Genomic DNA, 26,737 nt, shown 5'->3' with positions numbered 1-26,737 from the left:
TCTCGATAGCCAAAACAGTGCGTGTCGTCGTCCTCGATTTCCGGCGTCGCCGCTCAATCAGAGCGGTAGCCGCGAGGCTCTTCCGTTGCAGCCGTTGGCTCGTCGCGAGCGGGCGTCGACGCCACCCAGTCGGGAAGCGTCGCGCGAACGTCGATCGATTCGCTTCCGAGGACGGCGAACCCGGTGAAGATCAACAGGAAGCCGACGACCGCCAGCGGCGCGATAGCTTCGCCGAGCAGCGCCCAACCGCCGAGCGTCGAGACGACCGGGACGACGTAGAAGACCAGATTCGCCTGAATCGCACCTGTCGACTCGAGCAAGCCGAAATACGCGATGTACGCGAGGACGCCGGCGAAGACGGCGACGTACGCGAGGGCGACGAGCGCGTTCGTCGACCACGTGATCGCGGCCCACGATTCGCCGGCGGACCAGGAGAAGCCGTGCGTGAGCGCCGCCGCGAGTGGCAGTCCCCACGCGATTCGGGCCGTACTCGAGAGCGTTGCATTCGCCCCGGCGCGGAGAATCAACACGGCTCCGAGTGCGGCGCTCGCCGCGCCGGCGAACAGGATGGCGCGACCGAGAGCGTCGCCGCCGACTAACATTGCGGGGTCGGGACTGACCACGAGCGCGACGCCGACGAGTCCGAGGGTCATCCCGAACGCGCCGCGAGCGGACAGTCGCTCGTTCGAGAGCAAGACGGCGGCGAACACCGGCGTCAGGATCGGATTCAGGCTGAAGACGATCGCACCGACGGCGCTGGTGGCGTACTGCTGACCGACGAAGAGAAGCGCGTTCGCGAGGCCGATCACGAGGCCACCGGTCGCGAGGATGCCAACCACGTCGCCGCGCGTTCTCGGCCGCAGGTCCTCGACCGATGCGGTGAGCGCGACGTAGCCGAGCATGATGATCGCGGCGAGATCGAATCGGAGTGCAACGAATAGAAGCGGCGGGAAGTACTCGAGGCCGGCCTTCGCGGCGACGAACGTTCCGCCGAAGAAGACACTCGAGAGGGCGAAGAGCACGAACGTTCGGCGATCGATCATGGTTTCACCCCGATCGTACGAAGAGTCGTGACGACCTCAACACGGGATCGTCGGCGTGGAGAGAGATGGGACATCGTATCTCGTGCTACGGACCCAGCGGGGATAGTTTAATTCAGAAAATACTGCACGGCAGGAAATTGTGGAGGGGCGAGAAAGGCGCACGTTCCGGGAAACGAACTCACGTGCGCCCCGTGGTATCACACTGTGAAATCATTTCACGGTGCGAAAGCACTAACTCGACGCACCCGAAGATGGACGTATGGAATCGGCACTCGAGGAGATCGAGTTCCTCGCGCTGTCACCGAATCGCGTGGCGGTACTCGACTCGCTCGCGACGAGTGAGCGGACGCGAAACGAACTCGCTGCGGAGACAGGGGCCTCACAGGCGACGCTGGGTCGTATTTTGAACGATTTTCGAGACCGCGCGTGGATCGAACGCGAGGGAAGTACGTACGTCGCGACTGCGACGGGACGACTCGTCAGTTCGGGATTCACCGACCTCCGGGAGATAATCGAGACCGAACAGCGGCTTCGCGGTGTCGTCGAGTACCTTCCAACCGACTCGCTGACGTTCGACCTCAGGCGATTAGCCGACGCGAACATCACGACGCCGTCACAGATGCGCCCGAACGCGCCGCTGTCGCGCCTGCTCGAGTTACTCGAGGACGCCGACGAGGTGTGGACCGTCTCACACGCGTTTAACGAACAGACGCTGACGGTCGTACAGGAGCGAACGGCGAGTGGGGAGCAAGCCTTCAAAGGCGTCTTCTCGCGGCGAGCGATCGACGCACTCGCCACCGACGACGAGTTACAAACTCGACTCGAGGAACTCCTCGAGGAAGACGATGCAGCGGTTCGCGTCCGCGAGGACGGCGTCCCGCTCGCGGTTATGCTCCTCGACGACGTCGTCTACCTGCTCGTTCGCGACGAACACGGCGTTTTGCGGGCCTCGATCGATACTGACGACGAAGTCGTGCGCTCGTGGGCCCGAGAAACCGTCGATGACTACTGGGAACGCGCCGACTCGCTCGAGGTATCGAGCGACGAGTTTCTCGAGTGAGCGTTCGTCGGCACGTTCGCTTTCGCCATCGTCGACACCGTGACGGCACTGTCCAGATCGTCGTGGTCGTATCCGTACGTGATCGACGTTGGTAGTCGTCTCCGGTAGTCTCGCTCCCCGCCGAAACGTCGTGGATCGGTCACGCTTCTCTCGAACCACCTGCCTGGTCACGGCTGCGCTCGACGAACTCCTCGCGAGAGAGTTCCTCCGAGAGGAGCGCCTCGAGGTCGTCTCCGACGCGGTCTGCGGCGATCGTATCCGGATTCAACACCGCGTCCACGCCGCGATCGAGGAACGCCTCGGCCGTCTCGGCCTCGTCGACGCGGACCACGCGCGAGACGTCCGTCTCGAGGTCGACGACGGCCTCGGCGCGGTCGTGTTCCGGCGTCAGGGAGACGACGAGTGCGGCGGACTCGAGATTCGCGTACTCCCAGACGTCGTCGTTCGCCACGTCGCCGTAGACGTAGTGTTCACACGAGTCACGAACCTCCTCGAGCAGGAGTGGATCGTCCTCGATCACGAGCGTCGGCCGGTCGAGACGCGAACAGGCCTCGAGGACCTGTCGACCGCCGTGTTCGAAGTCGACGACGATGACGTGGTCCGAGAGGTCGTCCGCGACCGACGTTCGGTTACCGACCGATTCGCCGAGTCGCTGGGCGACGCCTCGATCGCGAAGCCAGCGGTTGATCTCGCCGGCGTGACGACCAGTGTACGTCGCGACGAGCATCGTTACGACTGCAGCGAGGACGATGGCGTTGAAGACCTCTCGAGCGATCTGGTCCGCGGCGAACGCTTCGATCGCGATGAAGAGGCTGAACGTACTCACCTGATCGAGGGTGAGTCCTGTCAACACTGCGCTTCGACCGTCGAAGCCGCGTCTGAGCAGAACGAACGCGACGATGAGCGGATTGACGATCACGACCGCGATCACCAACACGAGCGTGTATCCGAGCGACTCGAGCGACGGGATAGCCACCAGCGCCCCGAGCGTGATGAAGAAGATCGGCGAGAAGAAGTCCTCGAGGTCGTCGACGGTGTCGACTAACTCGAGGGAGTGTGGATAGTCGTCGGCGATGGCGATGCCGGCGGCGAACGCGCCGACGACGATCGAGAGGTCTGCGGCTTCGGCGAGCGCGATGAAGCCGACGACGAACGAGATGCCGATCAGCATCATCACTTCCGAATCGCCGCGAAGTCGTGCCGTCAGTCGGTGAAAGAGGAGGTATCGAATGCCGACTGCGAGCGCGAGCAGGCCGCCCGCGACGGCGAACTGTTCCCAGGCGGGCGTCGCAGCGTAGACGAACGCGCTCAACGAGAGGACGACGAGCACGCCGAGCAGGTCCTCCGTGAGGTGGATCGACTCCGCGAGTTGCTGGTAGGTCGGACGGACGTCGCGCTCGGTGCCGAGGTAGCTGGTCGCCACGAGCGAGGAACTCAACGCGGCAGCGATACCCAGGTAGCCGGCATTCAGGGGATCGAGGCCGAAAGCGAGCCCAACGCCGACCGTCAGCGCCCCGACGACGGTTGCCTGCACTACCCCGACGGTGACGCTGACCCGGCCGGTCGACCGAACTGCCTCGAGGTCGACGTGGACGCCGAAGAGGAACACGAGGAAGGCGATACCCCACTGCGCGAGGTCGAGCAGTTGCGTCTCGTCGATCGCCGCTCCAGCGACGATGCCCGCGAGGAGGTAAAACGGGATCACCGAGAGCCCCTTTCGGGCGGCGACGAGTAACAACGCGGCTGCGAGCACGAATATCAGCGTCAGTGCGAGGAGGATATCATACATCGTTCTCACCACCGCTGTCGGTCGGGTCGTCCGTGTCGACCCGGTCGTTCGGTTCGCTTCGGCCGTCCGACTCGCCCCAACTGCTCGAGTCGGTTCCCTCGGCCGCGTCGGCATCCGCTCCGTCGTCGTCGGTCGCGACGGTATCGACCGGTCGCTCGTGTTCGCTCACACGGTCGTTCAGCGCCTCGAGTCGCCGTTCGAATGCTTCGGGGTCGTCGAGTAACTCGAGGACGGTTTCGAACTCCTCGCCGACGAGTTCGCGTTCTAACACGACGTAGTCCGCGCCGGCCTCGCGGAGGCGTTCGGCTTCGGCGTCGGTCGTCGCCGTCACGATGGAGAGCGCGTCGGGTGCGTCCTCGACGAGCCGCAGGTTGACGTCCGTTCGCTGGGCGACGCTGATCAGGACGGTCGCGCCGCCGACGTTCGCTTCCTGACGAATGTCGCCGTGTCGAGCGTTGCCGAAGATGAAGCCGTGTTCACGTTCGGAGAGTTCCTCGACGTACTCGGCTCGGTCCTCGACGAAGACGACGTCGTCCACGTCGTCCTCGAGCACCTCGGCGAGTTCGGCCGAGAGGCGGCTGTAGCCGACGCACACCGCGTGGTCGTCGTACTCGACCGGCTGGGCCTCGATGGTGTCCTCGCGCTCGAGTCGCTCGAGGTACGGCCTGACGAGTTCGAATATCTGCCTGTTGTAGATCACGTAGTAGGTCGAAACCGGCATCGTGATCAGCGCCATCAGGCTGAGGAAGCCGAGGATCCCTTCTTCGATGAAACCCTCGTTGACGGCTAACGTGCCGAGGACGAGCGAAAACTCGCTGACCTGGAGCATCGAAATCGTCCCGAGGAACGAGGTCTCGATATCGAAGCGCTGGCTGTAGAAGAGCCCGAAAACGATGAAGAAGTTGAGGATGATCAACATCACGGCAGCGATAATCGCTTCCTGCCAGTAGGCGAGCAGTTGATCGACTTCCATCTGGAGGGCGATGCTCGCGAAGAAAATCGCGATGAAGAAGTTCGTCGCCGGGCGCATTCGCTCCTTGAGCTCCGTGCTGTAGGGGAGTTGTGCGAGTGCGAGGCCGGCGAGGAAGGCACCGACCTCGACGGAGAGCTCGAGCGATTCCGCGGCGAAGATGAACAGAAACGCCCAGCCGATGCCGACGGTAAAGAGCGTGCTCTTGTTCGCGGCGCTGGCGCGCAACAGCGTCGGCAGGAGGTATTTGCTCCCGAGGTAGGCGGCGACGCCGATGACCCCCATCAACACCAGTACGCGCCCGATACTGAACGCGATCTCCCCGAGGTCGTCGACGGCTCCGACGGAGAGAATCGCGAGGGCCAACACGAGGTAGATGTCCTGGAAGATCAGAATTCCGACGTCGACCTTGCCGTAGAGTGCTTTCAAATCTTCTTTGTCCCCGAGCACTTTGACGATGATCGGCGTCGCACCGAACGTCGTCGCGAGCGCGATCATCAGCGACTGAAAGAGCGTGAAGCCGAGGAGGAGAGCGACGCCAGTCGACGCGATGGCCTGCAAAACAGCCTGGCCGAGCGCAATCGCACCGACGGGGCGCATGATCTCCTTGATGTCGTCGAAGCGCATCTCGATCCCCAGAACGAACAACAAGAAGCCAAGCCCCAATTCCGCGATGATCTCGATCAGTTGATCCTCGGCGACGATGCCGAGGCCGATCGGGCCGACGACGACCCCCGTCAACACGTAGGCGACGATCGTCGGCTGTTTTGTCAGCCTGGCGATGTAACTGAGGACGGCCGCAGCCACGATGAGCAACGCGAAATCCGTAGCCAGTGCAATTCCTCCGAGCGACATAGTCCTCAGTCAAACTGGTCGGCGACGATTCAGCGGTAGTCACTAATTGTTCCTGACACGGGCAGAAAAGGCTTGTCGCTGCAGTATCTCCGGTTTGGGAAAAGTACACGAGCGGTGACCTATACCAACACTGAGAGGTGGAACCATCGTGCTAATCGATTGCATGACGGTGTTCCCACGGTCTTTCAGTTTCCACTGTCACTCGAAGCGAGAGTGGCTGCTCGAGTCCTACGAGATAGCAGACACGGTACTGAGCGCGGTGACTGCTCGAGCGTGAGGTGTGGGATTTCGCGACGTCCGTTCGATAACTGTCCTCGAGCGGCCGTCCGTGGTATCTCCCTCCGAATTACAGCGCACCGAGGATGCTTCCGTCAGCGTACTTTTCGGCGTAGACGTCGTCGTCTGCGACCAGCATGAGTATGCCTTCGATGATGCCGAGAAGGCCCGGAATGCCTGTCCAGAAGAAACACAGGTAGAGGACGCCGTACAGGATGTGCCCCTGATAGAACTTGTGTGCTCCGAGGGATCCGAGTAACAGTGCGAGAATTCCGGCTACGATCTTATCCGAGTCGTGCGAGCCTGCTGTCTGCCCGTAAGAGGGCTGACGGACCCCACACTCGGGACAGATTTCGGCCCGTTCGTGGATCAATTCGCCGCACTCGACACAATATTTTTCGCCGTCGGCGTGGTTTCGGTCGGCCGCCTTCGCCCCCGGCGCTTGCCCAACCCCACAATTGGGACACACCTCGGCCTCATCTCTGAGTTCCGCCCCACAGGTTGTACAGTATGCCATTCCGTGTTCTTTCCGAATGATGACACAGGCCCTATAAAAGAGTATTTGTCGGTCAGTTGTTGATTTTACCGACGTACAGTAACATCCCGGCGACTACCGCGTACGCGATCCCCACGCCGAAGACGCGACTATCGGCCTTGAGGAACAAGCGCACGAGTCCGAGACCGTACCCGTACCCGAGCAAGAACCCGGTCGCCGTGCGGACGACGTTGTACCCCCGACGCTTCGTATACGTCGTGAGGGTCCAATCGAGGAGGGCGGGAAGGGGGAACACCGCGACGACGAGCAGACTGTTCGCACCAAAATGGCCCGCATTGGCGACGTACAGGCCCAGTAAGATGCCCGGATAGATGCCGAGACACCGGGAACAGAGATCGACCCGACGGCCGAAGACGGTCGGCGAATAGCACCGGTGGCGCTCGGAGAGCAGGTGATGGGAAAGGACGTACGGCCCCATCGAAGCCACTCCCCTCCGAAGTTCCGCGAGATCGATTTTCATACTCCAAAGCGACCGCCAGCCGAAGTGAACGTTGTGGATATGCGGGCGGGAGAGCGACACCTCTCGACCTCGCCATTGAGACGACGAACCCGACGTGTTCGCTGTTCGATCTAATTTACAGACACGTCGATGGCGGGTGATGGCGACCGCATGGCCACTCGAACGGACCGTTTCACCGACGCGGAACGCCTCTGGAGCGACTCGCGGTGAGAAAAAATAGTCGTGGGCTCACGCTGCTGTCTGGAACTCCACTCGAGGCCTGTTGGGCTGCTCGAGCGTCACGAGCGTGTAGACTGGCGAGCGCTTCGGGTAGTCGCGCACGGCCGATTGCTCCTCGGGGGTCAGGTCGCCGGTCACTTCGACGTCGATCTCGAGTTCGCCGTACATCTCGTCCGCCCGGTCCGTGTCGTGGATACCGAACAGCATGCTGAGATCGACCGGCGCGCGAACGGTCGTCGTCACGTCCTCGACGTCGATCCCCTCACGGATCGCGTTCCAGACGATCGTGCCGTTGATGCACGCGGTGAGCCCCGCGAGTGCACCTTCGATCGCCTCGTAGCGGTCCGTCGGCTCGAGGTAGCCCATCGCCGCCTCGAGTTCCGGTGGGAGACCGAACTCGAGGACGTGTTCGCGTTCGTCACCCATCTCGTCACCGCCGAGCGCCCAGTCGCCGATTGTCGCCGTCGTGCGGTTCGCCACCGCTTCGGTGTCGCCCGAGGCGCGGAACTCGAGCATGCCGTCGTCCGGGTTCGCCTCGAACCACTCGATGAATTCCTGGAAGTCGCCGGCGTCGAGGCCGTGTTCGACCTCGCCGGTTCGATCCATCGTGGTTTGGTGGTCGTCTGTCGTCATGATACTCCCTCGAGTAGAGGTTCGTCGTCAGCGGTCTTAACCTGCTATTGCGATACTCGCGTACAGTCCGTTTTGGTGGCTCTACCACGCAGCGTGGGTGTCTACCGGAGCGACTAGTACCGAACAGCCGGGAGTGGGTTCCGGTCGTCCAGAGAGACGGCAGTGTGAGCGTTCGGCTTGTGGGATCAGCAACCGTCCTCGTCGAGAGCGGGTTCTGGGTCTCCCGCCTACTACAGTATGTTCGTATTCAACCCATTCACCGTATTCAACCCATTCACGGTGTCGTCAATACGAGATTACCGACGGACGGGTCTCTCACACCTGCGTGACACTCATCGAATCCGTACAAAACGCCTACCTTTTCAGCGTTCGGATTGGTACTGATGGCGTTCGTGACTCGGTACGTCTCCCCAACCAGTGGCAGAGGGGTCATCCTCTTTCTCGGCCTTACGTACGCAACGCTCTCGCTCGTCTGGGCGAGTTTGCGGTTGTCCAGCGGCGAACCGTACTCGAACGTCGCCGTCATCATCTTACTCACCGGCGGCCCGGCCTTCGTTCTCCTCTATGGTGGGTTCCAGTTGGTACACGCCGATCTCGATTCCGACCTGTATCCGCTGATCGGCGGCTGGACCCTCGGTGCCGTCGGGGTAATGTTCGTTCTGTTGAGTCTCTACCACTTTCAGCCCGCTGACAGTCTGCGCAACCCGTACCGCGAGATCCTCGTCCTCACTGCCCTCAGTAGCGTCGCGGGGCTGGGCGTCGGTATGTACGACGCCCGAGCCAAGGCGAGTGCCCGCGAGCTCACACAGCGCAACGAGGACTTACAACGCCTCCAGGCCCAACTCGAGGCGTCGAACGAACGCCTCGAGCAGTTCGCCTACGCCGTCTCACACGACCTCGAGGAGCCACTGCGGATGATCACGAGTTACCTCTCACTTCTGGAACGTCGCTACGCGGACGAACTGGACGACGACGCCGACGAATTCATCGACTACGCCGTCGACGGCGCAGAGCGAATGAAAGAGATGATCGACGGCCTCCTCGAGTACTCTCGAATCGAGACGCGAGGCGAGTCCTTCGAATCGGTCGACCTCGATGCACTCCTCGCGGACGTCCAGCAAAACCTCGAATTACAGATCGACGACAGCGACGCGGAGATTACCAGCGACGCGTTACCTCGAGTCGCGGGCGACCCACGCCAACTCCGACAGGTGTTCCAAAACTTGCTCAGCAACGCGCTCGAGTACAGCGGCGACGACCCCCCTCGCGTGCACGTCGGGGCGACGCGAACGAACTCGAGGTGGCAGGTATTCGTCCGGGACGAGGGTATCGGTATTCCACCCGAGCAACAAGATCGCGTCTTCGAGGTGTTCCAACGTCTCCACAGTCACGAAGAACACGCTGGGACGGGGATTGGACTCGCGTTGTGCCGACGGATCGTCGAGCGCCACGGCGGGACCATCTGGATCGATTCCGAACCCGGCGTGGGTACGACCTTTACGTTCACCCTTCCCCCAGCCCAAGCACCCTCGAAACCAGCGCGATGAGGCTTTTGCGGAGTACTCTGGCTTCTGCGGAGTACTCGCCTTCGGACGCGTTCCCGTCGGTTGAATCTGCCGGCGAGCACGCTTCCGTCGGTTGGACTGGCGCGATCTGGCGGGTGCTACGGGCGGTCTACGTTCTCGGAACGCTCGTTGTCAATTACGTTCCGCCGGTTTTTCCGGGCGTACAACCGGATACACGCGGATTCGCCGACCAATACCCGTCTCGAGAGAGTGGACTGTTCTTTGACGTCGACTTCTTCTTGGACGATCGTCGTGCCGGCCTGTCGGACCATCTCGTGGAACTCTCCGCGCGTGTAAAACGATACCAGCAGGCCGGGTACAACCTCTTCGTCGACCGCTTCGGCGAGCCTCGTGGCGTGTTTCAGCCCGTAGAAGATACCCTGTGAGGTGAGCGTCTTCGGCCCCACCGGGCTCTCGTAGTAGATGTCTTTGACGATCAGGTGGCCGCCCTCTTTCAACAGCGTCGTCGCCTCGAGCAACGCTATCTGCGCCCGTCGTTTAGAGTCCGCTCGAGTCGGTCCGACGAGATGGTGGAGGACATCACCCATGACGACGAAGTCGAACGATTCGGGCGCGAACGGCAACGGCAGTTTCGTCGCCGAGGCCTGCAGATACCGCCCGCGGTATCGCTCGTCGTCGGGCAGCATTTCGGCCGAGATGTCCATTCCGTACCCCTCCTCGATGTCCGTGTGCTCGAGGACGTACTCGAGAAACAGCCCGTCTCCGCAGCCGATCTCGAGCAGTCGGTCACCCTCACTCGCCGCGTCCTCGAGACGTTCGTCGACGAGCGGCCAGGATTCGACCGCGTCCACGGTCCGTTCGTTCCGGTACGCGTTCGTATTCGCGTCGAAGTAGTCAGCGACCTCGAGATCGTTCATCGTGAATCACACTCACCAGCTCGTGAACATCTCACAAGAGTATGGTTGGAAAACCAATCTGTAGGCTCACTCAAACGTGTAGTAATGAGTGTCTGGGTGGTTAGCGTAGTTGGTTGCAGAAATGGAATCGCTCGATGACTGTCGTGTAGGGTATTCGGTGTCGTTCGAGAATGTAACGGCCTCGACACTCGAACAGGAACGACTTACCAGTATCACGATCAGCCGGTCGTACTGGCTCGAGGGATACTCGTTGACGCAATCGATGACAATGCTTCTGAAGTGCCCGCTCGAGGGTTTGATCTCGAACAAACCGAGTAAGATGTGTTGCTTCGAAGAGGGCGGCTTTGTTAGGAATTGTGTCGTAGGTGAGTTCGTCATAGGAGCATTCGAATCGAGTGGGTGTGATCCCCTGACGCTGGATCTGTTTTTGTACGTTTAGCCGCCCCCGAAGATGTTCTTCGTCTTCCTCTACACGACGATAATCGCGGTGGAGTCCCTGACGTATCACTGCCTCGAGTTCGGCTTCAAACAGCGCTGCAAGCGCCCCAATGACCGTTCGTCCAGCGGAGATTGATGTCTTCTCTTCGATCGTCTCAGACTGTACCCCCTGAGCATATCGGAGGAGAGTGAGGAGGTTGGTCTGTCCAGCTTTCGGTCGGATCTGGAGTGTTGGCCCGTCTGGGAGTGAGACGAGTAACGAACGGAGACGGAATTTCGTGCTCGAACAGCCATCATTCGGATCTCCTCTCGAATCATGCTTTCGGCGCGATTAGTACGGTGGACTCCAGTGTTACGTCAGACATATATCAGATATATTTTCGTTTTGCTGGGTGAGTGAAAACGGATAGTGCTTATAGTGTGACGATCCCGTATCGGTGACTGTGACCTCGAACGAACGTCTTCGGAGACAGGTTCTGAAGTACGGAAGTGTCGTACCGCTGTCTCTTATAGCAGCCGGCTGTATTAGTAGAGAAGAGACCTCCGAGACGGAATCGGAGTCGTTCTCGCTGGTCGCAAACGACCAGACCGGAGACGGTGAAACCGTCGTCGTCGAATCGGTCACCGCCGAGAAGGACTACTTCCTCCACGCACACTACGACGACGAGACATCCTCGTCGGACACGTTCGAAGCCGGAACGACACAAGAGGACGTCCAGATCGATCTCGATCCGGTAATCGAGGAAGACAGGGAGGTCCGAATCGGCATCCACGCCGAGGAAGATGGAGAACAGTTTACCGGGAATACAACTCGAGACATCGAGTACATAGTCGAGTAGTACGCCAGCAGACGCTGTGAACCGCATCGATCTGCTTTTCTGTAGACAGCCGTTCCAAGAGGTCTGCACCAGCACGAGAACGGAACGTGTGAAACGATGGCCTCGGCACTCATAGGGCTCGTCACAACCGAATGCCGAGTCCGGCTCGGAGCGAGTGAATCGTCATCGGCCACTCGAGTCTAACGCAGTCGCTCCAAAGACGGTTTGGATTGTGCGAGAGAACGAATTTCGAACTTACGTGCTCGAGGCGTTGGCGAACGCGGTGTTGAACTCGTCGATCAGGTTCTCGAGTTGGGCCCGGTTCTGATAGGAGAACGTTCGTGGGGCGTGCTCGGTAGTTGGCTGAGTCGTCTCAACGACGATCGGGTCTGTCGGTGTGGTCGGTGGGGTTGGTCGGTCGGATTGTGCGTCGGTGTGTGGGTGTTGGGTGCTCATTGTCGGTCGGTGTATGACGTTCGTCGAAATCGGTACGGACTCGTCTGGATGAAGGGGGCGAAGTTACGCTACTACGTGTACGACCGACATCTGTACTCACCCCTTCAGCCTCCTTGGTTATAAAAGTTCATGATAGATAATCGTGCCAGTTGCAGAGGCGTGAAAACAAGTGACATGGGTATGGGTGTGATTCGACTCGAGCGACGACACGAATTTCGGCGCTATCCAATCTGTGATCGGCCGGGAGGCTCGCTCACTGGTGTCGGACCGATGGCCAACTACGCATTCCCGTGGGTGTGAGGTTGGTCTCGGAACGCTTGAGTAACAGTCACTGGAGGCGGTTTTTCGAACTGAGGGGTGGAACTCGCGTGTTCGCGTCGTCGCGAATCTGTTTACACCAGCAATAACGCACCGACGGGTCAGTCGCCGCCGGCCGGATCGGGACCGTCGTCCGAATCCGGGAGAAGGTGGTGGACGACGAGGAGTACGATGGTTCCGGTTCCGATTCCGATGAACGCCGATGGGACCGCGCCGATTCCACCGTCGATAAGATCGGTCCCGAGCCCAAGGATCCCACCGCCGGCGACCGCGGCGACGATCGCTCGTCCATCGAGATCGGACCAGTACATCGCGACGTAGACGGGAACGAGGAACGCGCTGGTCAACAACACCGCACGGAGATTGTACAGTTCGATGATCGTCCCCGGCGGATCGACCGCGGCCGCAGTCGCCGAGATTCCGAAGACGACGGTCGCGATTCGTGAGACCGTCATCAGGCGCGTTTCGGCTGCGTCGGGCTTGAAGTAACTGTAGATGTCTCGAGCCGTCGTGATACCCGTCGAGTGAAGCCGTGTGTCGGTGGTCGAGAGAATCGCGCTCATCACGGCGAGTATGATGACGACGCCAATTCCCGTCGAGACGTAGTCTGTAATGAGGACGGGGAACGCTGCATCGGGGTCGTCGACGGCTAATCCGCTCTCGAGCAACGCGACGGTCGTTGCGCCGCCGAGGATAATGAGCAACGAGTAAAATATGGACAACACTGCGCCTGCTCCTGCGAGGTGAATCTTTGCTGTCCGGATGTCTCTGGTCGCGGCGATCCGGATGAGCATATTCTGTTCGGTGAATATCGATCCAAAGAACGCGACGATCGTCGCTGCGATCATGAGGGCGGTGTAGGTACCCTCGTTCGTCGGATGGACCAACGCGGAGTCGACTGCAGCGAGTTCGGCGTTGATTGCAGTGAAACTACCGAGATCGAACAGCATATAGACGAACGTGATGGCGACTGCCGCCACCATAATCACGCCTTGGACCAGATCGGTCCAGGCGACACTCACCAGTCCGCCAAGTACGGTGTAGATGATGAACACGGCACCGATCACCCAGACCATGTACTCGTAGGGAACGCCGGTAATCGCTGTAACGAGTAAACTCGCACCGACGAGTTGCATGATGAGATAGAGCCAGGCGTTCGCGAGCAAGACGGACCCGGATATCGGCCGTGCGACGTCGTAGCCGGACACTTCTGCGATCAGATCGGGCAGCGTGAGAACGTTGAGTGCACGGACTCGGCCGACGACGAAGTACAATCCACTGATCCCGAGCATCAATCCGAGGATGGTGTGAGTCATCAACGAATAGCCCTCGACGTAAACAGACCCGATAAAGCCGATTACGCTCACAGAGCTGACGAAATTCGCGATGAGCGACCACGTCGCGAGGGTCGGCCCCATATCCTGTCCAAACACCCAAAAATCCATCACGTCGTTCGTTCTGGTGTATCCCCAGACTCCCAGCCCCAAGATGAGGAGCATGTAGAGGACGAACGCTGCGAGGTAGTACGGATTAGCATCACCCGGAATCAGATCAATCATTGACCTCACCCGCTTCGATTACCGGCTTTGCTTCCTCTTCGGTCTCTTCGACGTCGTCTTCGTCACCGAATGGCTTTCCGAGTAGTACGTGAACGATGACATAGTGAAGTGCGCCGAGGTTTCCTGCAATTATGGTCGCAACGAATATCAGGAACATCGATTCCGGCATGCCAAATACAGTCATGGTAAGTCTAACCAACACATTACGACACTGTATTATAAAATTACCGGGGAAAGTATGTACTATATACAAGTTTTAACGAGAATATTAGGACATATTCCACGGCCTGTGGCGACAGTCCGTCGAGTGAAGCCCCACCGTCGTTATCCACTCTCTCCCGCGAGAATTTCCCGACCAGCCGAACGCAAGATTTCGAGGCCGGTGGCTGCATCCTCGAGATCGACGTGCTCGTTGTAGGTGTGGGCCTGTGTCATGTCGCCAGGTCCCCACGTAATCGCCTCGGTCTGTGCGTCGTTTATGAAATTTCGGACGTCGGTCGACGCTTGCACTCCCCACGGCTCTGTTGGGGCGTCAGCGAGTGCAGCGGAGTGATCCCGAAAGGAGGTCGCTAACGGACTCTCCGGATCGATTGCAGCCGATTCGTACGTTCGGGTACGCGTCCACGAGGTGGAAATCTCGTGCTCTGATTCTACGTCGGACAGCAACTCGTCGATTTCGGCGTCGATATCGGTAACGGTCTCGTCGGGCAAGAACCGACGGTCGACCGTGATCGTCGCCCGTTCCGGGACGACGTTCTCTTTCGTGCCGGCCTCGAGCATCGTGACCGTCGCATACGCCTGTCCCACGAGGTCCGCAGATCGTTCTCGGACGGTGTCGTCGTACGAAGCAAGTGCATCCAGTACCGGCCGCGCACCGTCGATTGCGTTCGCTCCTTGGTCTGGCCGACTCGCGTGGGAGGGGTCACCGGCGACGCTGATTTCGTACCAGGCGAGTCCTTTTTCGCTCGTTGCGGTTTTGAAACCGGTTGGCTCGAGCACGACGCCGTAATCACCATCGTAGCCCTGTTCCAACAGGGTTTTCGTGCCCGGTTCGGCGGTTTCCTCGCCGATAGCAGCCTGAAACACGACCGAACCCGACAGATCGCCCGACTCGATCGCGTTTGCAAACTCCACCGTTGCGAGCATACCGATCGCAACACCCGTTTTCATGTCGACGCTCCCGCGGCCATACAGTGAGTTTCCGACGCGTTCTGCACCGTATGGATCGTACTCCCACTGCTCGAGGTCCCCTGCAGGAACGACGTCGATGTGACCGTTGAGAACGAGCGTTGGGTCCCCATCACCGACGGAAACTCCGACTTGCGGGCGGTCGGGATAGGGATCGGTGAGTAGGTCGGCGTCGATACCGCGATCAGCGAACCACGACTGAATGAACTCAGCACAGTCACCTTCGTTGCCGGGTGGATTTTCTGTTTCAATTTTGACTAACTCCGCGATGAGTGTCTCCAGTTCGGTATATTGTGTGTCAGTCACACTCATCCGTTCATGAGCATTCGGCAAAACTGTTCCGAACGACGCTAATTAAATATTATAATCTGCTCAATAGATGGATAGGATCCAGAATGGATTGTCTTTATTGGACACGATCCTAATTGTGCCATCTATTGGTCAAACCCATATCACACTATCAGCCGGGATAGACGCTCTCACTTGCCATATTGTCAAATATTGGGGCTGTACTACCTATCCAATTTCATTCCCGAAGATTCATTGCGAGGATATCGATATCATACACCATGGACAGTGAAGATCGCGTTGTACTCGTTACGGGTGCCGGTTCTGGCATGGGGAAGGAAAGTGCTCGCCAATTTGCCACGACAGGCGCTGCGGTCGCCTGTGTCGATATCGATCAACACGCTGTAACCGAGACGAAACGAGAGATCCAATCGGGAGACAGCGACGCCATCGCGATCGAAGCCGACGTCTCGGAGTCGGCTGACGTACGGGAGATGATCGAGCGCACGGTTTCTGCGTTTGGCGGGCTCGACGTCTTACACAACAATGCTGGCATTCCACAACGAGCAACGCCGGTTGAAGACGTTTCGGAGGACACGTGGGATCGCCTCGTCGATATCAATCTCAAGAGTGCGTTTCTCGGGACGAAGTACGCCGTGTCACATCTGAGAGAGCGCAATGGTGTCATCCTCAACACGGCATCGACAGCGGCGATCCGACCGAGAACAGGGCTTTCGGCCTACGTCGCGTCGAAGGGCGGGATGGTTGCACTGACGAAGCAGTTAGCGAAAGAACTCGCACCGGACGTCCGGGTGAACGCGATCTGTCCCGTCGCAACTGAGACGCCAATGCTCGAGGAGTTTTCAGGCGAAGACCTGCGTGTCAGTGATATGGAATCGACAATTCCAATGGAGCAACTCGCAACCCCCGAGGATGTTGCAGCAGCAGCCGTCTTCCTCGCGAGTGACGAGGCGGACATGATCACCGGGACCGCACTCGAGGTCGACGGAGGACGAGATATCTGATGACGTCCCAACAGCAGGTGTTCGATGCAATCGACGCTCGCCGAGACCGAATCGTCGAATTTCTCACTGAGTTCATCGGGATCCCAACGGAAAACCCGCCCGGTCGAGCGTATCCCGAAGGAGCGGCGTTTCTCGAGCAGGCGTTGAACGCGCGCAACTACGACGTCGAAACGGTCCCGGTTCCGCAGGACGTCGTCGCCGAGCACTATCCGGACCGAGCGGAGTACCCCCGTACGAACGTTCTCGGTCATCGCGAGTACGGTGATGGCCCGACACTACACTTTACCGGTCACTTCGACGTCGTTCCGGCCGGTGTCGACTGGACGCGTGATCCGTACGACCCCGTCGTCGAGGACGGGAAACTCTACGGTCGCGGTGCCAGCGATATGAAGTCGGGAATCGCCGCGAGTCTCCTTGCAGTCGACGCACTCGAGGCGGCCGATGTGGACCTCGCGGGGACGATCACCCAGAGTATGACCGTCGACGAAGAAACGGGTGGGTTCACCGGTCTCGGCTACCTCGTCGACGAGGGGTACTTCGCGGAGACGGACTACTGCATTTATACGGAGTGTTTCGACTCCACTCGCGTCTGTCTCGGTCATCGCGGTGTGTTGAAATTCGAAGTTACGGCCAAAGGAAAGAAATCTCATGGCTGTATGGCGCACGACGGCCAGAACGCGATTACGGCCATGCAGGACTTCCTCGGCCGGATCGAAGAGTATCGTGAGACGCTTCATACGCGGACGACTGATCTTCCCGTTACGCCACCGGAATCGCGTCACGCGGATATCTCCACGACGATGATCGACGCCGGCTATTCGGAGAACGTCGTTCCCGATCGCTGCACGGCGACGTTCTACCGAGTCCTCGTTCCCGGTGAATCGGTTTCCGATGCACGCTCGGAAATCGATGCTCGCCTTCAGGCCACACAGGAGGCGACGGGAGCCGAGTTCGACTACGACGAAATCATGTTTGCAGAACCTGCTGAGGTGCCCCGGGAGTGCACCGTGAGTCAGACGGTCGCAACGCACGTCGAACGCCACCACGGTGACGTCGAGTTCGTCGTTTCTCCTGGCTCCGACGATCAGCGATTCGTCGTCAACGACGGCGGAATCGAGAACTGCATCGTCTACGGGCCGGGGCTTCTCGAGCAAGCACACGTCGAGGACGAGTACGTTCCGATCGACGAGATACTGACAGCGGCGAAGGTGATGGCGGCCACGACGATCGATCTCCTCGGTGAAACTGAACCGAACTAAGCGAGAACCCTCAGCGGATTCTTCGGTTCCGAACGCTGCAATGGACTCGATTTCCAAACGAGTGCTCACTGCAAACCACGGAACCACTCTCTGTGACAGGACGATGCGTTCACTCACAGCCATCGCTGCCCGTTCGAATTTCGACCCACGCTTACGACACAACGGGACCGACGGTGCTCGAGACGAATCGCTGCGGGACACCACAAACTAAAACCGGCCGTGTAAGATAGTTCGAATAGAGACCGAATGGGGGCTCCTGACGGCCACGAAACGGCCACCGAAACGGACGCTGGACGTGATATCGATATCGATATCGATACCGAACGTGCTACCGACACTGCCGTCGCGGACGAAACCACGGCCACGGATCGTAGCGACTCTCCCCGTCCTGCTGTCAGCTTCGTCATCCCAACACAGAACGAAGGCGAGTATCTCCGGAGCGCACTGGCGAGCATCGCTGGGTTGGACACGGCCTACGAGCACGAAGTGATCGTCGTCGACGGCGGCTCGACTGACGACACGACGGCCATCGCCCGGGAGTACGACGTGACCGTGCTCGAGGACCCGGACTCGAGCATCGCACAGGCCCGGAATCACGGTGCGGCACGTGCGAACGGCGAGTGGCTGGCGTTCGTCGACGCCGACACGGAACTGCGAGCGAACTACCTCACCGCGATGCTCGGATTCGTCGAGTCGAACGCCCTCGCCGCCGCGAGTTCGCACTGCCGGATCACCGGCCCGCTACGGGCGACCCTGATGGCGGCGACGATCAACTACGTCTTTTCGCGACTCGAGCGACCGATTCTGCCCGGATTCAACACGTTCGTCCACGCTCGAGCGTTCGAGGAGGTAGGCGGGTTTCCGGACGTCCCGAACGAGGATACGGCCTTTAGCCGTCGACTCGCGAAACGCTATCCGACGGGGTACTACCCCGAGGTGCTCGTCGAAAGCTCCGGGCGTCGTATCGCCACGGACGGACTGACCGGAACGCTCTGGCACTACCTCCGGTTGGACGTGGGCCGTATTCGCCAGTCGGGAGACGGCGAGCACACGCCCAAATAGCCAGAGTACACCAGACGACAATCCGCCAGCCGACGGACACGCTGGTGAGCAGCCTCGCCGCCGTCGCCGCGGCACCGTCAAGGAAATCGCTTTTCCCAGAACCCGTTGACTCCACTGCCGTGACAGTCTCCGAGGAAATCGAGCAGTTACTCGAGGGCGAGGTTCTCATGGCACACCTCGCGACCAGCGTCGACGACCGCCCCCACGTCGCGCCGGTCTGGTACCGCTATCTCGCCGACGACGAGGTCGTCGAAATCGTTACGACCGGACGCAAACTCTCGAATATCGAGGCGAATCCGCGTGTCGCGCTCTCGATCCAATCCGACGACGGCGGGGAGCCACAATGGATGGTCACGCTCCGTGGCTCCGCAGGGGTGGTCGACGACGACGAAGCGACGACCACGGCAAGACGTGCAATCAACGAGAAGTACGGCGCTGAACCCGACGCCTACGACGAAAATACGCTCGTACGTATCGATGTTGCGTCGGCGAGTTCACAGACGTATTCGGACGAGTGAGAAACGAAATCGACGGCCAGCCCTCACTCGAGTTGCGTCCGGATTGCTGTGGACGACCGACAGGGTTCCCACAGCGTCGTCGGCGTCTCGTCGTCGCGATCCCCGCGTTTGACGTCACGCCAGAGTTCGAATGCGCCGTAGCGTTCGTCCTCGAGCAACCGATCGGCGAGTTCCGGCGCAACCGACACCCGACGACACTCGCCCTCGACGAGCAAGCCGTCGGGGCCGAAGGTACACTCGACATCGTAGTGGGAAACGCGCACGTCTGAGGACTCGAGGGCGGGATGTATTGCTTCGAGAACGCTCGCGACGTACTCGAGGACGAGTTTCATCCCCGGCGTATCGGTCGTCTCGAGGTCGATTCGGACGACCGGAACCACCGTCGTCGCGTTGTCTTCGCCCTCTCCACCCTCTCCGTCCTTTTTGCCCTCTCCACCCTCTCCACCTTCGATCGAGACGATCCGGCGAACCGACGGTGGCTGCTCGAGGTGGGTGCCGGTTCCCGGCCCCATCGCGTCCGCGAGGCGGTTGTCGAGGTCGGTCGCGATGGCTCGCTGTGGACGGGTTCCTCGCCGGTACCGAACGACCATCGCTGCGCTTCCCCCCGAGAGGAGGAGGGCGGCGGCACCGAGAACGACGACGGTGACTTCCATCGCGTGGACCGTCGTCGCCCAGTCAGTAGTGCGTTCGCCTCTCGGCACGGTTTTCGACCCGTTCCCGTGACTCGTCTCCACCACTTTCATCGAATATTCGAAACTCGGAGACGGCAGTTACAGCGGGGCTGGACGGGTTCCGCTCCGGTCCTCGAGACAGCGTCCATTCCAAACGGTTTATGGCCGTCGGTTGATTACCCCGGGACATGGCGAAACAGCAGACCGAAGTTCGCGAACTCCAGGAAGGGAGCTACGTCATGATCGACGACTCAGCCTGTAAGATCAACGCCTACTCGACCGCAAAGCCGGGCAAACACGGCAGCGCGAAGGCTCGAGTCGAAGCGAAAGGCGTCTTCGACGGCAAGAAGCGCTCGCTCTCCCAGCCAGTCGACGCGAAGATCTGGGTCCCGATCATCGACCGGAAGAACGGACAAATTGTCTCCGTCGACGGCAACGACATGCAGGTCATGGACCTCGAGACCTACGAGACGATCACGATGCGCGTCCCCGAGGACAAAGATGTCTCCCCCGACGAGAACATCGAATACCTCGAGATGGAAGACCAGCGCAAGATCGTCTAATGTTTCCCGGGGCGAGCGACGAACGCGAGCGATCCGACGCGAACGGCCAGACGGCTGCTCGTGACGGTGAAACCGACGCGCGAGGGCGAGAGTCCGACCGTGGCGGCGTGAACTTCGTGGTCGTCGGTGCGCCCCTGGACGTATCGACGACTTTTCAGCCGGGGACTCGATTCGGTCCCCGACGCATTCGAACGTTTGCAGAACCGTTCGACGACTACGACCGTCGAACGGACCACCACTTTTCGCAACTGGGCGTCACGGACCACGGCGACATCCGCGCGTGGGACGACGTCCCGGCGTATCTCGAGTACCTCGAGGGAACCCTGCGCGATGTGGTCTGGGACGACGCCGTCCCATTGATGCTCGGTGGCGAACACACCGTCTCGCTGGCGGGTGTCCGCGCCGTCTCCCCCGAGGTGGTCGTCTGTCTCGACGCGCACCTCGACCTCTACGACGCCTACGACGGTAACGAACACTCCCACGCCGCCGTAATGCGTCGAATCCTCGAGGTCGAGAGCGTCGAGGAGGTGATTCTCCTCGGTATCAGAACCGGCAGCGAGGCCGAGTGGGAGCGGGCAGCGGCCGACGACGTGACCGTCGTCCCACCCGAGGACGTCGCCGACTGGGAACCCGGAGCGGAACTCGAGAACCGAGCACTCTACCTGAGCGTCGACATCGACGCCGCCGACCCGGCGTACGCGCCGGGGACGGGAACGACGGAGCCGTTCGGCCTCAAGCCTCGAGAGATGCGAGATGTCGTCCGCGCGCTCGCTCCCCACGCAGGCGGCTTCGACGTCGTCGAAGTCAACGACCGGGACGACGGACAGGCTGCGTCGCTGGCGGGGAAACTGGTTCGGGAGTTCGTCTTCTCGAAGGCGGCGAGTGACGGCGCAGACGAGTAATTCACGCTCCGAACCGAAAATTCACGCAACGAATCGAACTCCGCGTCCTGGTTCCGAGCGCTCACAACACTGACAGCGACCAGTTTCGCTCGAGGACGGTGTACCCTTGCGCAGCGAGTGCGTCTTCGTAGTAGCGATCCGCGACGAGCCCTTGTACGAGAAAGAGGGCTCCGAACCGACGGTCGGTCGTACTCTCGATCTCGAGGCGGGTTTCGTCTCCGTCGTCTCGAACTGAAACCGTGTGCGTTCCCCACGAGCGACCGTTCGTCGTCGCGACGATCTCGAGCGTGGCGACGAGATCCGTCTCCGGGGGCTCACCGGGTCGAACGTCGACATCGACGTCCATCGTGGCTGACTGGAGCCCGAAGAAGTACGTGAAGTCGTACGCGCCGCCGTCGTCGGTGGCACGAACGCTGTCGGCGAGCCCCCACTGGAATACGAGATTTGGGGGCGAGGCGTCGTCGAACTCGGAGACGACGGTCGATGGACCCGCGTCAGTCACGGCGCTGGTCGTGGTCGTCCGCGTGATCAGTGGTGCTCGAGCGAGCGCGAGGAGGCCGAGCGCGACGAAGAGGCCGACGAGAAGCGGGAGTGTGAAGAGCGCGACGACCGCCACGATGGCGACGAGCACCGCAATTGCGATACTCCAAATGCGTTCGACGCGATGGTATCGCCGGACGAGGGCCTCGACCTCCTGGTGGTCCGCTCGCTGGCTGGGTGTGGAGGACATACATCCATCTCGAGTAACAGGTCAGTTAGTCGCACCGGTGGGACACGTCTTCGCCGCAATCGTGTCGGCGTATCGGCAGTCGTCCGTTCAAACTAGATGCAGGCCGATTGCGAGCACGATCACACCGATTCCGACCTGTGTCAGTGCTCGCCGACGCAGTTGGCTCCCGCCGTCGTCGAGTCGGCCACCGACCAGTGCTGTTTCCCCCTCGTTGGCTGGTTCCAAGACGGAGTCGGGGTCGGCCTGCGAGTCGGCTACTGTTCCGCTAATCGTGAGTTCCTCGCCGTCCTCGATGACGGTCGCCTGATACCGATCCGGACTCGCCGACGTTCCGCCGATACTGAGCGAAACCGTTGTGTCCTCGAGGAGTCCGTTCTTCCCGATGAGTCGAAGTCGCTCGAGCGCTTTCGTCACCAAACGTGGTTTACCCAGTCGAACGTCGTGTTCGGGTTCGCCGAGGTGGACGTTCGAATCCGCAAACGGATCGAACGACCCTTCGACGCCTCCGGGAAGACACTCCGCAGGAATCTCAACGTATCGTCCGTGCTCTCGTATCGCGAATTCGCCGGCAGCAATCCCGCTGTCGACCGTTCGCCAGCGGCTCTTCCCCGACTTTCCACTTCCCGTCCGCACGTGTCGCCGGACGCGCCACGCAACGAGCGCCGCGCGATTCGTCTCGATTCCCGCGTCCTCGGGGGGTGTGCGCTCGAGAACTGCCGGCTCCTCGAGGGCGACTGGCCCTCGAACGGCCGTCGTCTCGCCACCGTCGCCGGCTGCGAGTGTCGTCTCCGGTGTGAGTCCGTCAACGGCTCGGTACTGTCGGTAGGATTTCGTGGATTGATAGAGGGCACCGACACCGAACAGAATCGAGAGCATCGAAACAACCGTCAGGACGGACGAGTCCATGTCTCAACCACAGTACACCTCGAACATAAGTATTGTTCAACAAATTGGGGGGCAATGAACCGTGGCGATCAGAACGGTGAGGTGAGGTACGCCTTCGGAATCGAGTTGCGCACCGTCACCAGCGGGTCGACCACCTGGCTGATCTCGAGGCCACCCACCAGACTCGAGAGGAGATACGCGTCGGTATTGTCGAACCCGTGTTCGGCCGCGAGCAGGTCGATGGCGTCCCGATTCGCGAGTTCGCAGGCTTCCTCGATCGTTTCGGCGCTCGCGAGGGGTTTCCACGCGTCGGGAGTCTCGACGAGGGGGCGCTCGAGGTCGATATCGGCCGCGCCGCCGTCGATCACGTCGACGGTGACGTCGATTTCGGTCGCGATTTCCGCGCCGGTGCCACACATCTCGCCGTCGGCCATCGCGGCCTTGCAGTCGCCCATCGCGAGCATTGCGCCCTCCTGGAAGACGGGGAAATAGATCGTGTTCCCCGCCGTTACGTCCGTCGTGTCGAGGTTGCCGCCGTGGTCGTGAGGAACGAGCGTCGTGTACGACTCAGATTCCGGTGCGACGCCGATCGTGCCGATGACTGGGTCGACGGGGACCTCGAGATCGTCGAATTCGATGGCGTCGCCGTCGTCCGTCACTGGTGTCGTCTGCGTTCGCGGAGCCTCGATGTCGTCGTATTCGTCGAGCAACCCGAAGCCGTCGATGGTGATGACTCGGCCAAGCGGTTCGTCGAGTCGAACGGCTTCGATCTCGACGGCGAGGACATCACCCGGCGTTGCACCCTCGATTTCGATCGGGCCCGTCGCGGCGTTGACCTCCTCGGGAATCGAGTCGATGACGTCCGAGTCGTCCTGTATCGCGCCGTCTAAACTGTCTCGCGTCTCGATCGTGAGTTGGGCTCCCGACTCAACCGTCGCGATCGACTCGAGGTTCGGCGTGAATTCGTAGATCGCACCCGTCTCGTGGGAAATCGTCTCGCGTGCCATACGCGAGACTATCGGCTTGCAGGGTGGTAAATGGCACTCTCGAGTCCTTGCACATGCACCACATACATTGATACGGAGATCAGGTGTCGAATTTGCTGTTAATGGGCTTCCTGAATCGTCTGTCTAATGTTCGACGGGTCAGTGGTACGTCCGAGACGGGAAACCGACTGGAGACTGTGAGTGCCGGTGTGGATGGTGGTACACGTGAGTGACCTGCCACCGATGACGACCGTCAAGCGCTGGTTAGTTACGACGAACCACAAGGACGTCGGAATCCTCTACCTCGCCACGTCGCTGTTCTTTCTCCTCTTGGGCGGTGTCCTCGCGTTACTCTTCCGTGTCCAACTCTGGGAAGCGGGCGGAACGGGTTTTCTCTCCGGCGCCGAGTTCAATCAGGCCGTCTCGGCCCACGGGCTGTTGATGGTGTTTTGGTTCCTCTCGCCTATCGCGACCGGGTTCGCGAACTACGTCGTCCCCCTACAGATCGGCGCGAAAGACCTCGCGTTCCCACGCCTGAACGCGATGAGCTACTGGTTTTACCTGTTCTCGGGGATCCTCTTTGCGATTTCGTTCTTCCAGGGACGGACGTTCGCCGGCGGCTGGACGATGTACGCGCCGCTCAACGTCCCGATGTACACGCCGGCGATGGAAGCGACGACGGGTGGGAACGCCACGATTCTCGCCTTGATCATATTCGTTCTCTCGATCACCATCGGGACGGTGAACTTCATCACGACGATCCACCGCTGTCGGGCAGAAGGGCTCGGCCTCTGGAACATGCCGCTGTTCACCTGGACGTGGCTGCTCACGGTCTGGATGATGCTGTTCGCATTCGCCGCCTTACTCGCTGCGTTGTTGTTACAGGCGAGTGATCGCATCTTCTTGACGCAGTACATGGCGACCGATCAGGGCTCGAGTCTCCTCTGGGCGCACCTGTTCTGGTTCTTCGGCCATCCGGAGGTGTACATCGTCTTCTTCCCCGCGTTAGGAGTTATATTCGAGACGTTCCAGACGTTCACTGGAAGGCGACTCGTCGGGCGGAAGTGGGTCATCATCGCGATGGTGCTCGTAGCCGTCCAGTCCTTTTTGGTCTGGATGCACCACATGTTCTTGACGACGATCAACTTGGAGATCAAGACCCTGATAATGGCGACGACTATCGGGATCTCGTTGCCGTTCGACCTGATGGTCTTCGCACTGATCTACACGATGGTCAAGGGTCGGGTCAGGCTCACGACGCCGTTCCTGTTCAGTCTCGGCGCGCTCGTCTTGTTCATCCTCGGTGGAATTACCGGGGTGTTCCTCGGTGCCGTCGTATTGGACTACGAGTTCCGTGGCACCTACTGGGTCGTCGCTCACTTCCACTACGTGATGGTTTCGGGCGTGACAGCCCTCGTTGGCGGCCTCTACTACTGGTGGCCCAAAATCACCGGGAAGATGTACTCGGAAGCACTCGGGAAACTCAACTTCGCGGTGTACTTCATCGGGTTCAACCTGCTCTACTTCCCGATGTTTCTCGCCTGGGAGACACCCCGACGCGTCTTCAACTTCGGCGAGGGGATGCAGATCTACCACCAGCTAGCGACCGTCGGCGCGTTCGTCCTCGGCGCGTCGTTCCTGATCATGTTCTACACGTTCGCGAAGAGTTGGGCCTCGGGCCCCGCCGCACCCGACAATCCCTGGGAGTTCTCCCGGACTGCCGAGTGGGCCACGAGTTCGCCACCGCCCCTCGAGAACTGGGAAGAACGGCCGAGTTACGCCAGTGGTCGCCTCGAGTTCGTCGAGGACTCGCAGGCGGCGACGGACGGCGGCGTCGCCGCCGAGGAGGCAGTCCAAGAGGCCCACGTCGATCACGCGAGCATCTGGCCGTTTGGCATCGGCTTCGGGATATTCGTCTTCTTCCTCGGCGTCTCCGGTATCACGCCGTACATGGTTTCCTATGCGGAGGGAACCGGAACGGCTCCTGAGGCACTCGACGGCACCGCCGCCGCGCCGAACATCGTCTATCCCGTGTTGACGATTCTGGGCGTCGCGATTCTGGGCTACACGCTCTTCCAGTACGGTCGCGAGGAGTTCGTCGCCCCCGAGATGGCGATCGCCGAACGGTGGCCGTTCCAGGGCATCGGAACGACGAAAATGGGCGTCTGGGTGTTCCTCGCGTCGGACGTCGTCGTCTTCGGGGCCGTCATCGGCGCGTTCGTCTTCATGCGCCTGCACATGGGCTGGGGCAACTGGGAGACCGTTCCGTTCGCCTCGTGGCCGGGTCTGCTCAACACCTACATCTTGCTCACCTCGAGTTTCACCGTCGTCCTCGCGCTGTCGTTTGCCGAGCGGAAGAACAAGCGCGGGCTCCTCGCCGCGATGAGCGCCACCTTACTGCTGGGGCTGTCGTTCATGGGCGTCAAGGCCTACGAGTACAGCATGAAGTTCGCCGACGGCGAGTACTGGTGGTACGGCCTCGAGTACTCGGTCTACTACGTCACCACCGGCTTACACGCCTTACACGTGCTCTTTGGTCTCCTGATCGCGATCTTCATGATCTACCGGATCACCAGCATCGACGCCTACCTCGAGGACAGTCGGCCGGTGGAGTTCTTCGGGCTCTACTGGCACTTCGTCGACATCGTCTGGGTGTTCCTGTTCCCGCTGTTCTACCTGATGTGAGTCGCCGGACGCGGGAATTTCTCTCCTTCGTCTCGTCGGGATCGACAGCCGGATACAAGAGCCCCGCCGGGCAACAGCCAGC

At 60.6% G+C, this 26,737-nt stretch carries 25 protein-coding genes and 1 pseudogene; 10 read left to right on the top strand and 16 right to left on the bottom strand.

What is annotated here, in order from left to right; translation table 11 throughout:
• Positions 1-53: 53 nt before the first annotated feature.
• Entirely contained in the window at positions 54-1,043 is a 990-nt protein-coding gene (locus tag BLW62_RS03865; RefSeq protein ID WP_090505352.1) for a DMT family transporter, read from the bottom strand.
• Between the two features lie 259 nt (positions 1,044-1,302).
• Between BLW62_RS03865 and BLW62_RS03860 the strand changes: the two genes are divergently transcribed.
• Positions 1,303-2,103 (top strand): helix-turn-helix transcriptional regulator, encoded by an 801-nt coding sequence (locus tag BLW62_RS03860; RefSeq protein ID WP_090505350.1) that lies wholly within the window; start codon positions 1,303-1,305, stop codon positions 2,101-2,103.
• 139 nt (positions 2,104-2,242) lie between these two features.
• Here the strand turns inward: BLW62_RS03860 and BLW62_RS03850 are convergent, their stop codons facing one another.
• The 5 genes from BLW62_RS03850 to BLW62_RS03830 form a co-directional block, all read right to left on the bottom strand.
• The gene (locus BLW62_RS03850; protein WP_090505346.1) at positions 2,243-3,892 is read right to left on the bottom strand and encodes a cation:proton antiporter; all 1,650 of its coding nucleotides are present in this window, start codon (positions 3,890-3,892) and stop codon (positions 2,243-2,245) included.
• Positions 3,885-5,717: a cation:proton antiporter gene (locus BLW62_RS03845; protein ID WP_090505344.1), complete on the bottom strand. Its 1,833-nt coding sequence runs from the start codon at positions 5,715-5,717 to the stop codon at positions 3,885-3,887. The genes BLW62_RS03850 and BLW62_RS03845 overlap by 8 nt, the downstream gene beginning before the upstream one ends.
• 346 nt (positions 5,718-6,063) lie before the next feature.
• Positions 6,064-6,510, bottom strand: coding sequence for an NINE protein (locus tag BLW62_RS03840; protein ID WP_090505342.1), 447 nt, complete (start codon positions 6,508-6,510; stop codon positions 6,064-6,066).
• A gap of 52 nt (positions 6,511-6,562) precedes the next feature.
• On the bottom strand, positions 6,563-7,009 hold the full coding sequence (locus BLW62_RS03835) for a DUF2085 domain-containing protein (RefSeq protein WP_090505340.1): 447 nt from the start codon (positions 7,007-7,009) through the stop codon (positions 6,563-6,565).
• A 228-nt stretch (positions 7,010-7,237) separates the two neighbouring features.
• Positions 7,238-7,861 carry an OsmC family protein gene (locus tag BLW62_RS03830; protein WP_090505338.1) on the bottom strand — a complete coding sequence of 208 codons (624 nt, stop codon included), beginning with the start codon at positions 7,859-7,861 and terminating at the stop codon, positions 7,238-7,240.
• Positions 7,862-8,244: 383 nt separating this feature from the next.
• Here BLW62_RS03830 and BLW62_RS03825 point away from each other — a divergent pair, with 383 nt between their 5' ends.
• Positions 8,245-9,408: a sensor histidine kinase gene (locus BLW62_RS03825; protein ID WP_090505336.1), complete on the top strand. Its 1,164-nt coding sequence runs from the start codon at positions 8,245-8,247 to the stop codon at positions 9,406-9,408.
• A 116-nt stretch (positions 9,409-9,524) separates the two neighbouring features.
• Here BLW62_RS03825 and BLW62_RS03820 read toward each other — a convergent pair whose 3' ends face one another.
• Positions 9,525-10,304, bottom strand: a complete 780-nt coding sequence (locus BLW62_RS03820) for a class I SAM-dependent methyltransferase (protein ID WP_090505334.1) — start codon at positions 10,302-10,304, stop codon at positions 9,525-9,527.
• Between the two features lie 100 nt (positions 10,305-10,404).
• Positions 10,405-10,983: pseudogene (locus BLW62_RS19200) on the bottom strand (5-methylcytosine restriction system specificity protein McrC); the annotation flags it as partial.
• Positions 10,984-11,185: 202 nt separating this feature from the next.
• On the opposite strand from BLW62_RS19200, the gene BLW62_RS03810 reads away from it, so the two are divergent.
• Positions 11,186-11,581, top strand: coding sequence for a DUF7282 domain-containing protein (locus BLW62_RS03810; RefSeq protein WP_090505330.1), 396 nt, complete (start codon positions 11,186-11,188; stop codon positions 11,579-11,581).
• A 234-nt stretch (positions 11,582-11,815) separates the two neighbouring features.
• Here the strand turns inward: BLW62_RS03810 and BLW62_RS03805 are convergent, their stop codons facing one another.
• From BLW62_RS03805 to BLW62_RS03790, 4 genes are all read right to left on the bottom strand, one after another.
• A complete protein-coding gene (locus BLW62_RS03805; protein ID WP_090505329.1) occupies positions 11,816-12,016 on the bottom strand; it encodes a hypothetical protein in 201 nt (66 codons plus the stop codon).
• A 419-nt stretch (positions 12,017-12,435) separates the two neighbouring features.
• Positions 12,436-13,893: a sodium:solute symporter family protein gene (locus BLW62_RS03800; protein ID WP_090505326.1), complete on the bottom strand. Its 1,458-nt coding sequence runs from the start codon at positions 13,891-13,893 to the stop codon at positions 12,436-12,438.
• Positions 13,886-14,077, bottom strand: coding sequence for a hypothetical protein (locus BLW62_RS03795; protein ID WP_090505324.1), 192 nt, complete (start codon positions 14,075-14,077; stop codon positions 13,886-13,888). The genes BLW62_RS03800 and BLW62_RS03795 overlap by 8 nt, the downstream gene beginning before the upstream one ends.
• A gap of 140 nt (positions 14,078-14,217) precedes the next feature.
• On the bottom strand, positions 14,218-15,393 hold the full coding sequence (locus BLW62_RS03790) for a M20 family metallopeptidase (RefSeq protein ID WP_090505322.1): 1,176 nt from the start codon (positions 15,391-15,393) through the stop codon (positions 14,218-14,220).
• 257 nt (positions 15,394-15,650) lie between these two features.
• On the opposite strand from BLW62_RS03790, the gene BLW62_RS03785 reads away from it, so the two are divergent.
• The 4 genes from BLW62_RS03785 to BLW62_RS03770 all read left to right on the top strand — a co-directional run bounded on the left by BLW62_RS03785 (position 15,651) and on the right by BLW62_RS03770 (position 19,233).
• Entirely contained in the window at positions 15,651-16,394 is a 744-nt protein-coding gene (locus tag BLW62_RS03785) for an SDR family oxidoreductase (protein ID WP_090505321.1), read from the top strand.
• Positions 16,394-17,653, top strand: a complete 1,260-nt coding sequence (locus BLW62_RS03780; protein ID WP_090505319.1) for an ArgE/DapE family deacylase — start codon at positions 16,394-16,396, stop codon at positions 17,651-17,653. Before BLW62_RS03785 ends, BLW62_RS03780 begins: the two co-directional genes overlap by 1 nt.
• 246 nt (positions 17,654-17,899) lie before the next feature.
• On the top strand, positions 17,900-18,715 hold the full coding sequence (locus BLW62_RS03775; protein WP_090505317.1) for a glycosyltransferase: 816 nt from the start codon (positions 17,900-17,902) through the stop codon (positions 18,713-18,715).
• Between the two features lie 119 nt (positions 18,716-18,834).
• Positions 18,835-19,233 carry a pyridoxamine 5'-phosphate oxidase family protein gene (locus BLW62_RS03770; protein ID WP_090505315.1) on the top strand — a complete coding sequence of 133 codons (399 nt, stop codon included), beginning with the start codon at positions 18,835-18,837 and terminating at the stop codon, positions 19,231-19,233.
• Positions 19,234-19,256: 23 nt separating this feature from the next.
• On the opposite strand, the gene BLW62_RS03765 is transcribed toward BLW62_RS03770, so the two are convergent.
• Complete coding sequence (locus BLW62_RS03765; RefSeq protein WP_090506406.1) at positions 19,257-19,886, bottom strand: hypothetical protein; 630 nt, start codon at positions 19,884-19,886, stop codon at positions 19,257-19,259.
• 206 nt (positions 19,887-20,092) lie between these two features.
• Here BLW62_RS03765 and BLW62_RS03760 point away from each other — a divergent pair, with 206 nt between their 5' ends.
• Positions 20,093-20,467, top strand: a complete 375-nt coding sequence (locus BLW62_RS03760) for a translation initiation factor IF-5A (protein WP_090505313.1) — start codon at positions 20,093-20,095, stop codon at positions 20,465-20,467.
• On the top strand, positions 20,467-21,369 hold the full coding sequence (gene speB / locus BLW62_RS03755) for an agmatinase (RefSeq protein WP_090505311.1): 903 nt from the start codon (positions 20,467-20,469) through the stop codon (positions 21,367-21,369). Before BLW62_RS03760 ends, speB begins: the two co-directional genes overlap by 1 nt.
• Positions 21,370-21,430: 61 nt before the next feature.
• On the opposite strand, the gene BLW62_RS03750 is transcribed toward speB, so the two are convergent.
• The 3 genes from BLW62_RS03750 to BLW62_RS03740 all read right to left on the bottom strand — a co-directional run bounded on the left by BLW62_RS03750 (position 21,431) and on the right by BLW62_RS03740 (position 23,991).
• On the bottom strand, positions 21,431-22,099 hold the full coding sequence (locus tag BLW62_RS03750) for a hypothetical protein (protein ID WP_090505310.1): 669 nt from the start codon (positions 22,097-22,099) through the stop codon (positions 21,431-21,433).
• Between the two features lie 87 nt (positions 22,100-22,186).
• Complete coding sequence (locus BLW62_RS03745; protein WP_090505308.1) at positions 22,187-23,005, bottom strand: hypothetical protein; 819 nt, start codon at positions 23,003-23,005, stop codon at positions 22,187-22,189.
• A gap of 68 nt (positions 23,006-23,073) precedes the next feature.
• Complete coding sequence (locus tag BLW62_RS03740) at positions 23,074-23,991, bottom strand: acetamidase/formamidase family protein (RefSeq protein WP_090505306.1); 918 nt, start codon at positions 23,989-23,991, stop codon at positions 23,074-23,076.
• A 204-nt stretch (positions 23,992-24,195) separates the two neighbouring features.
• On the opposite strand from BLW62_RS03740, the gene BLW62_RS03735 reads away from it, so the two are divergent.
• The gene (locus BLW62_RS03735; protein WP_090506405.1) at positions 24,196-26,655 is read left to right on the top strand and encodes a cbb3-type cytochrome c oxidase subunit I; all 2,460 of its coding nucleotides are present in this window, start codon (positions 24,196-24,198) and stop codon (positions 26,653-26,655) included.
• Positions 26,656-26,737: the final 82 nt, after the last annotated feature.

Origin of the sequence: Natronorubrum sediminis (genome assembly GCF_900108095.1) — an archaeon.
In the GTDB taxonomy this organism is placed as follows: domain Archaea; phylum Halobacteriota; class Halobacteria; order Halobacteriales; family Natrialbaceae; genus Natronorubrum; species Natronorubrum sediminis.
Note: the sequence above shows the minus strand (reverse complement) of the source record. Positions and strands in the feature narration are given on the sequence as shown.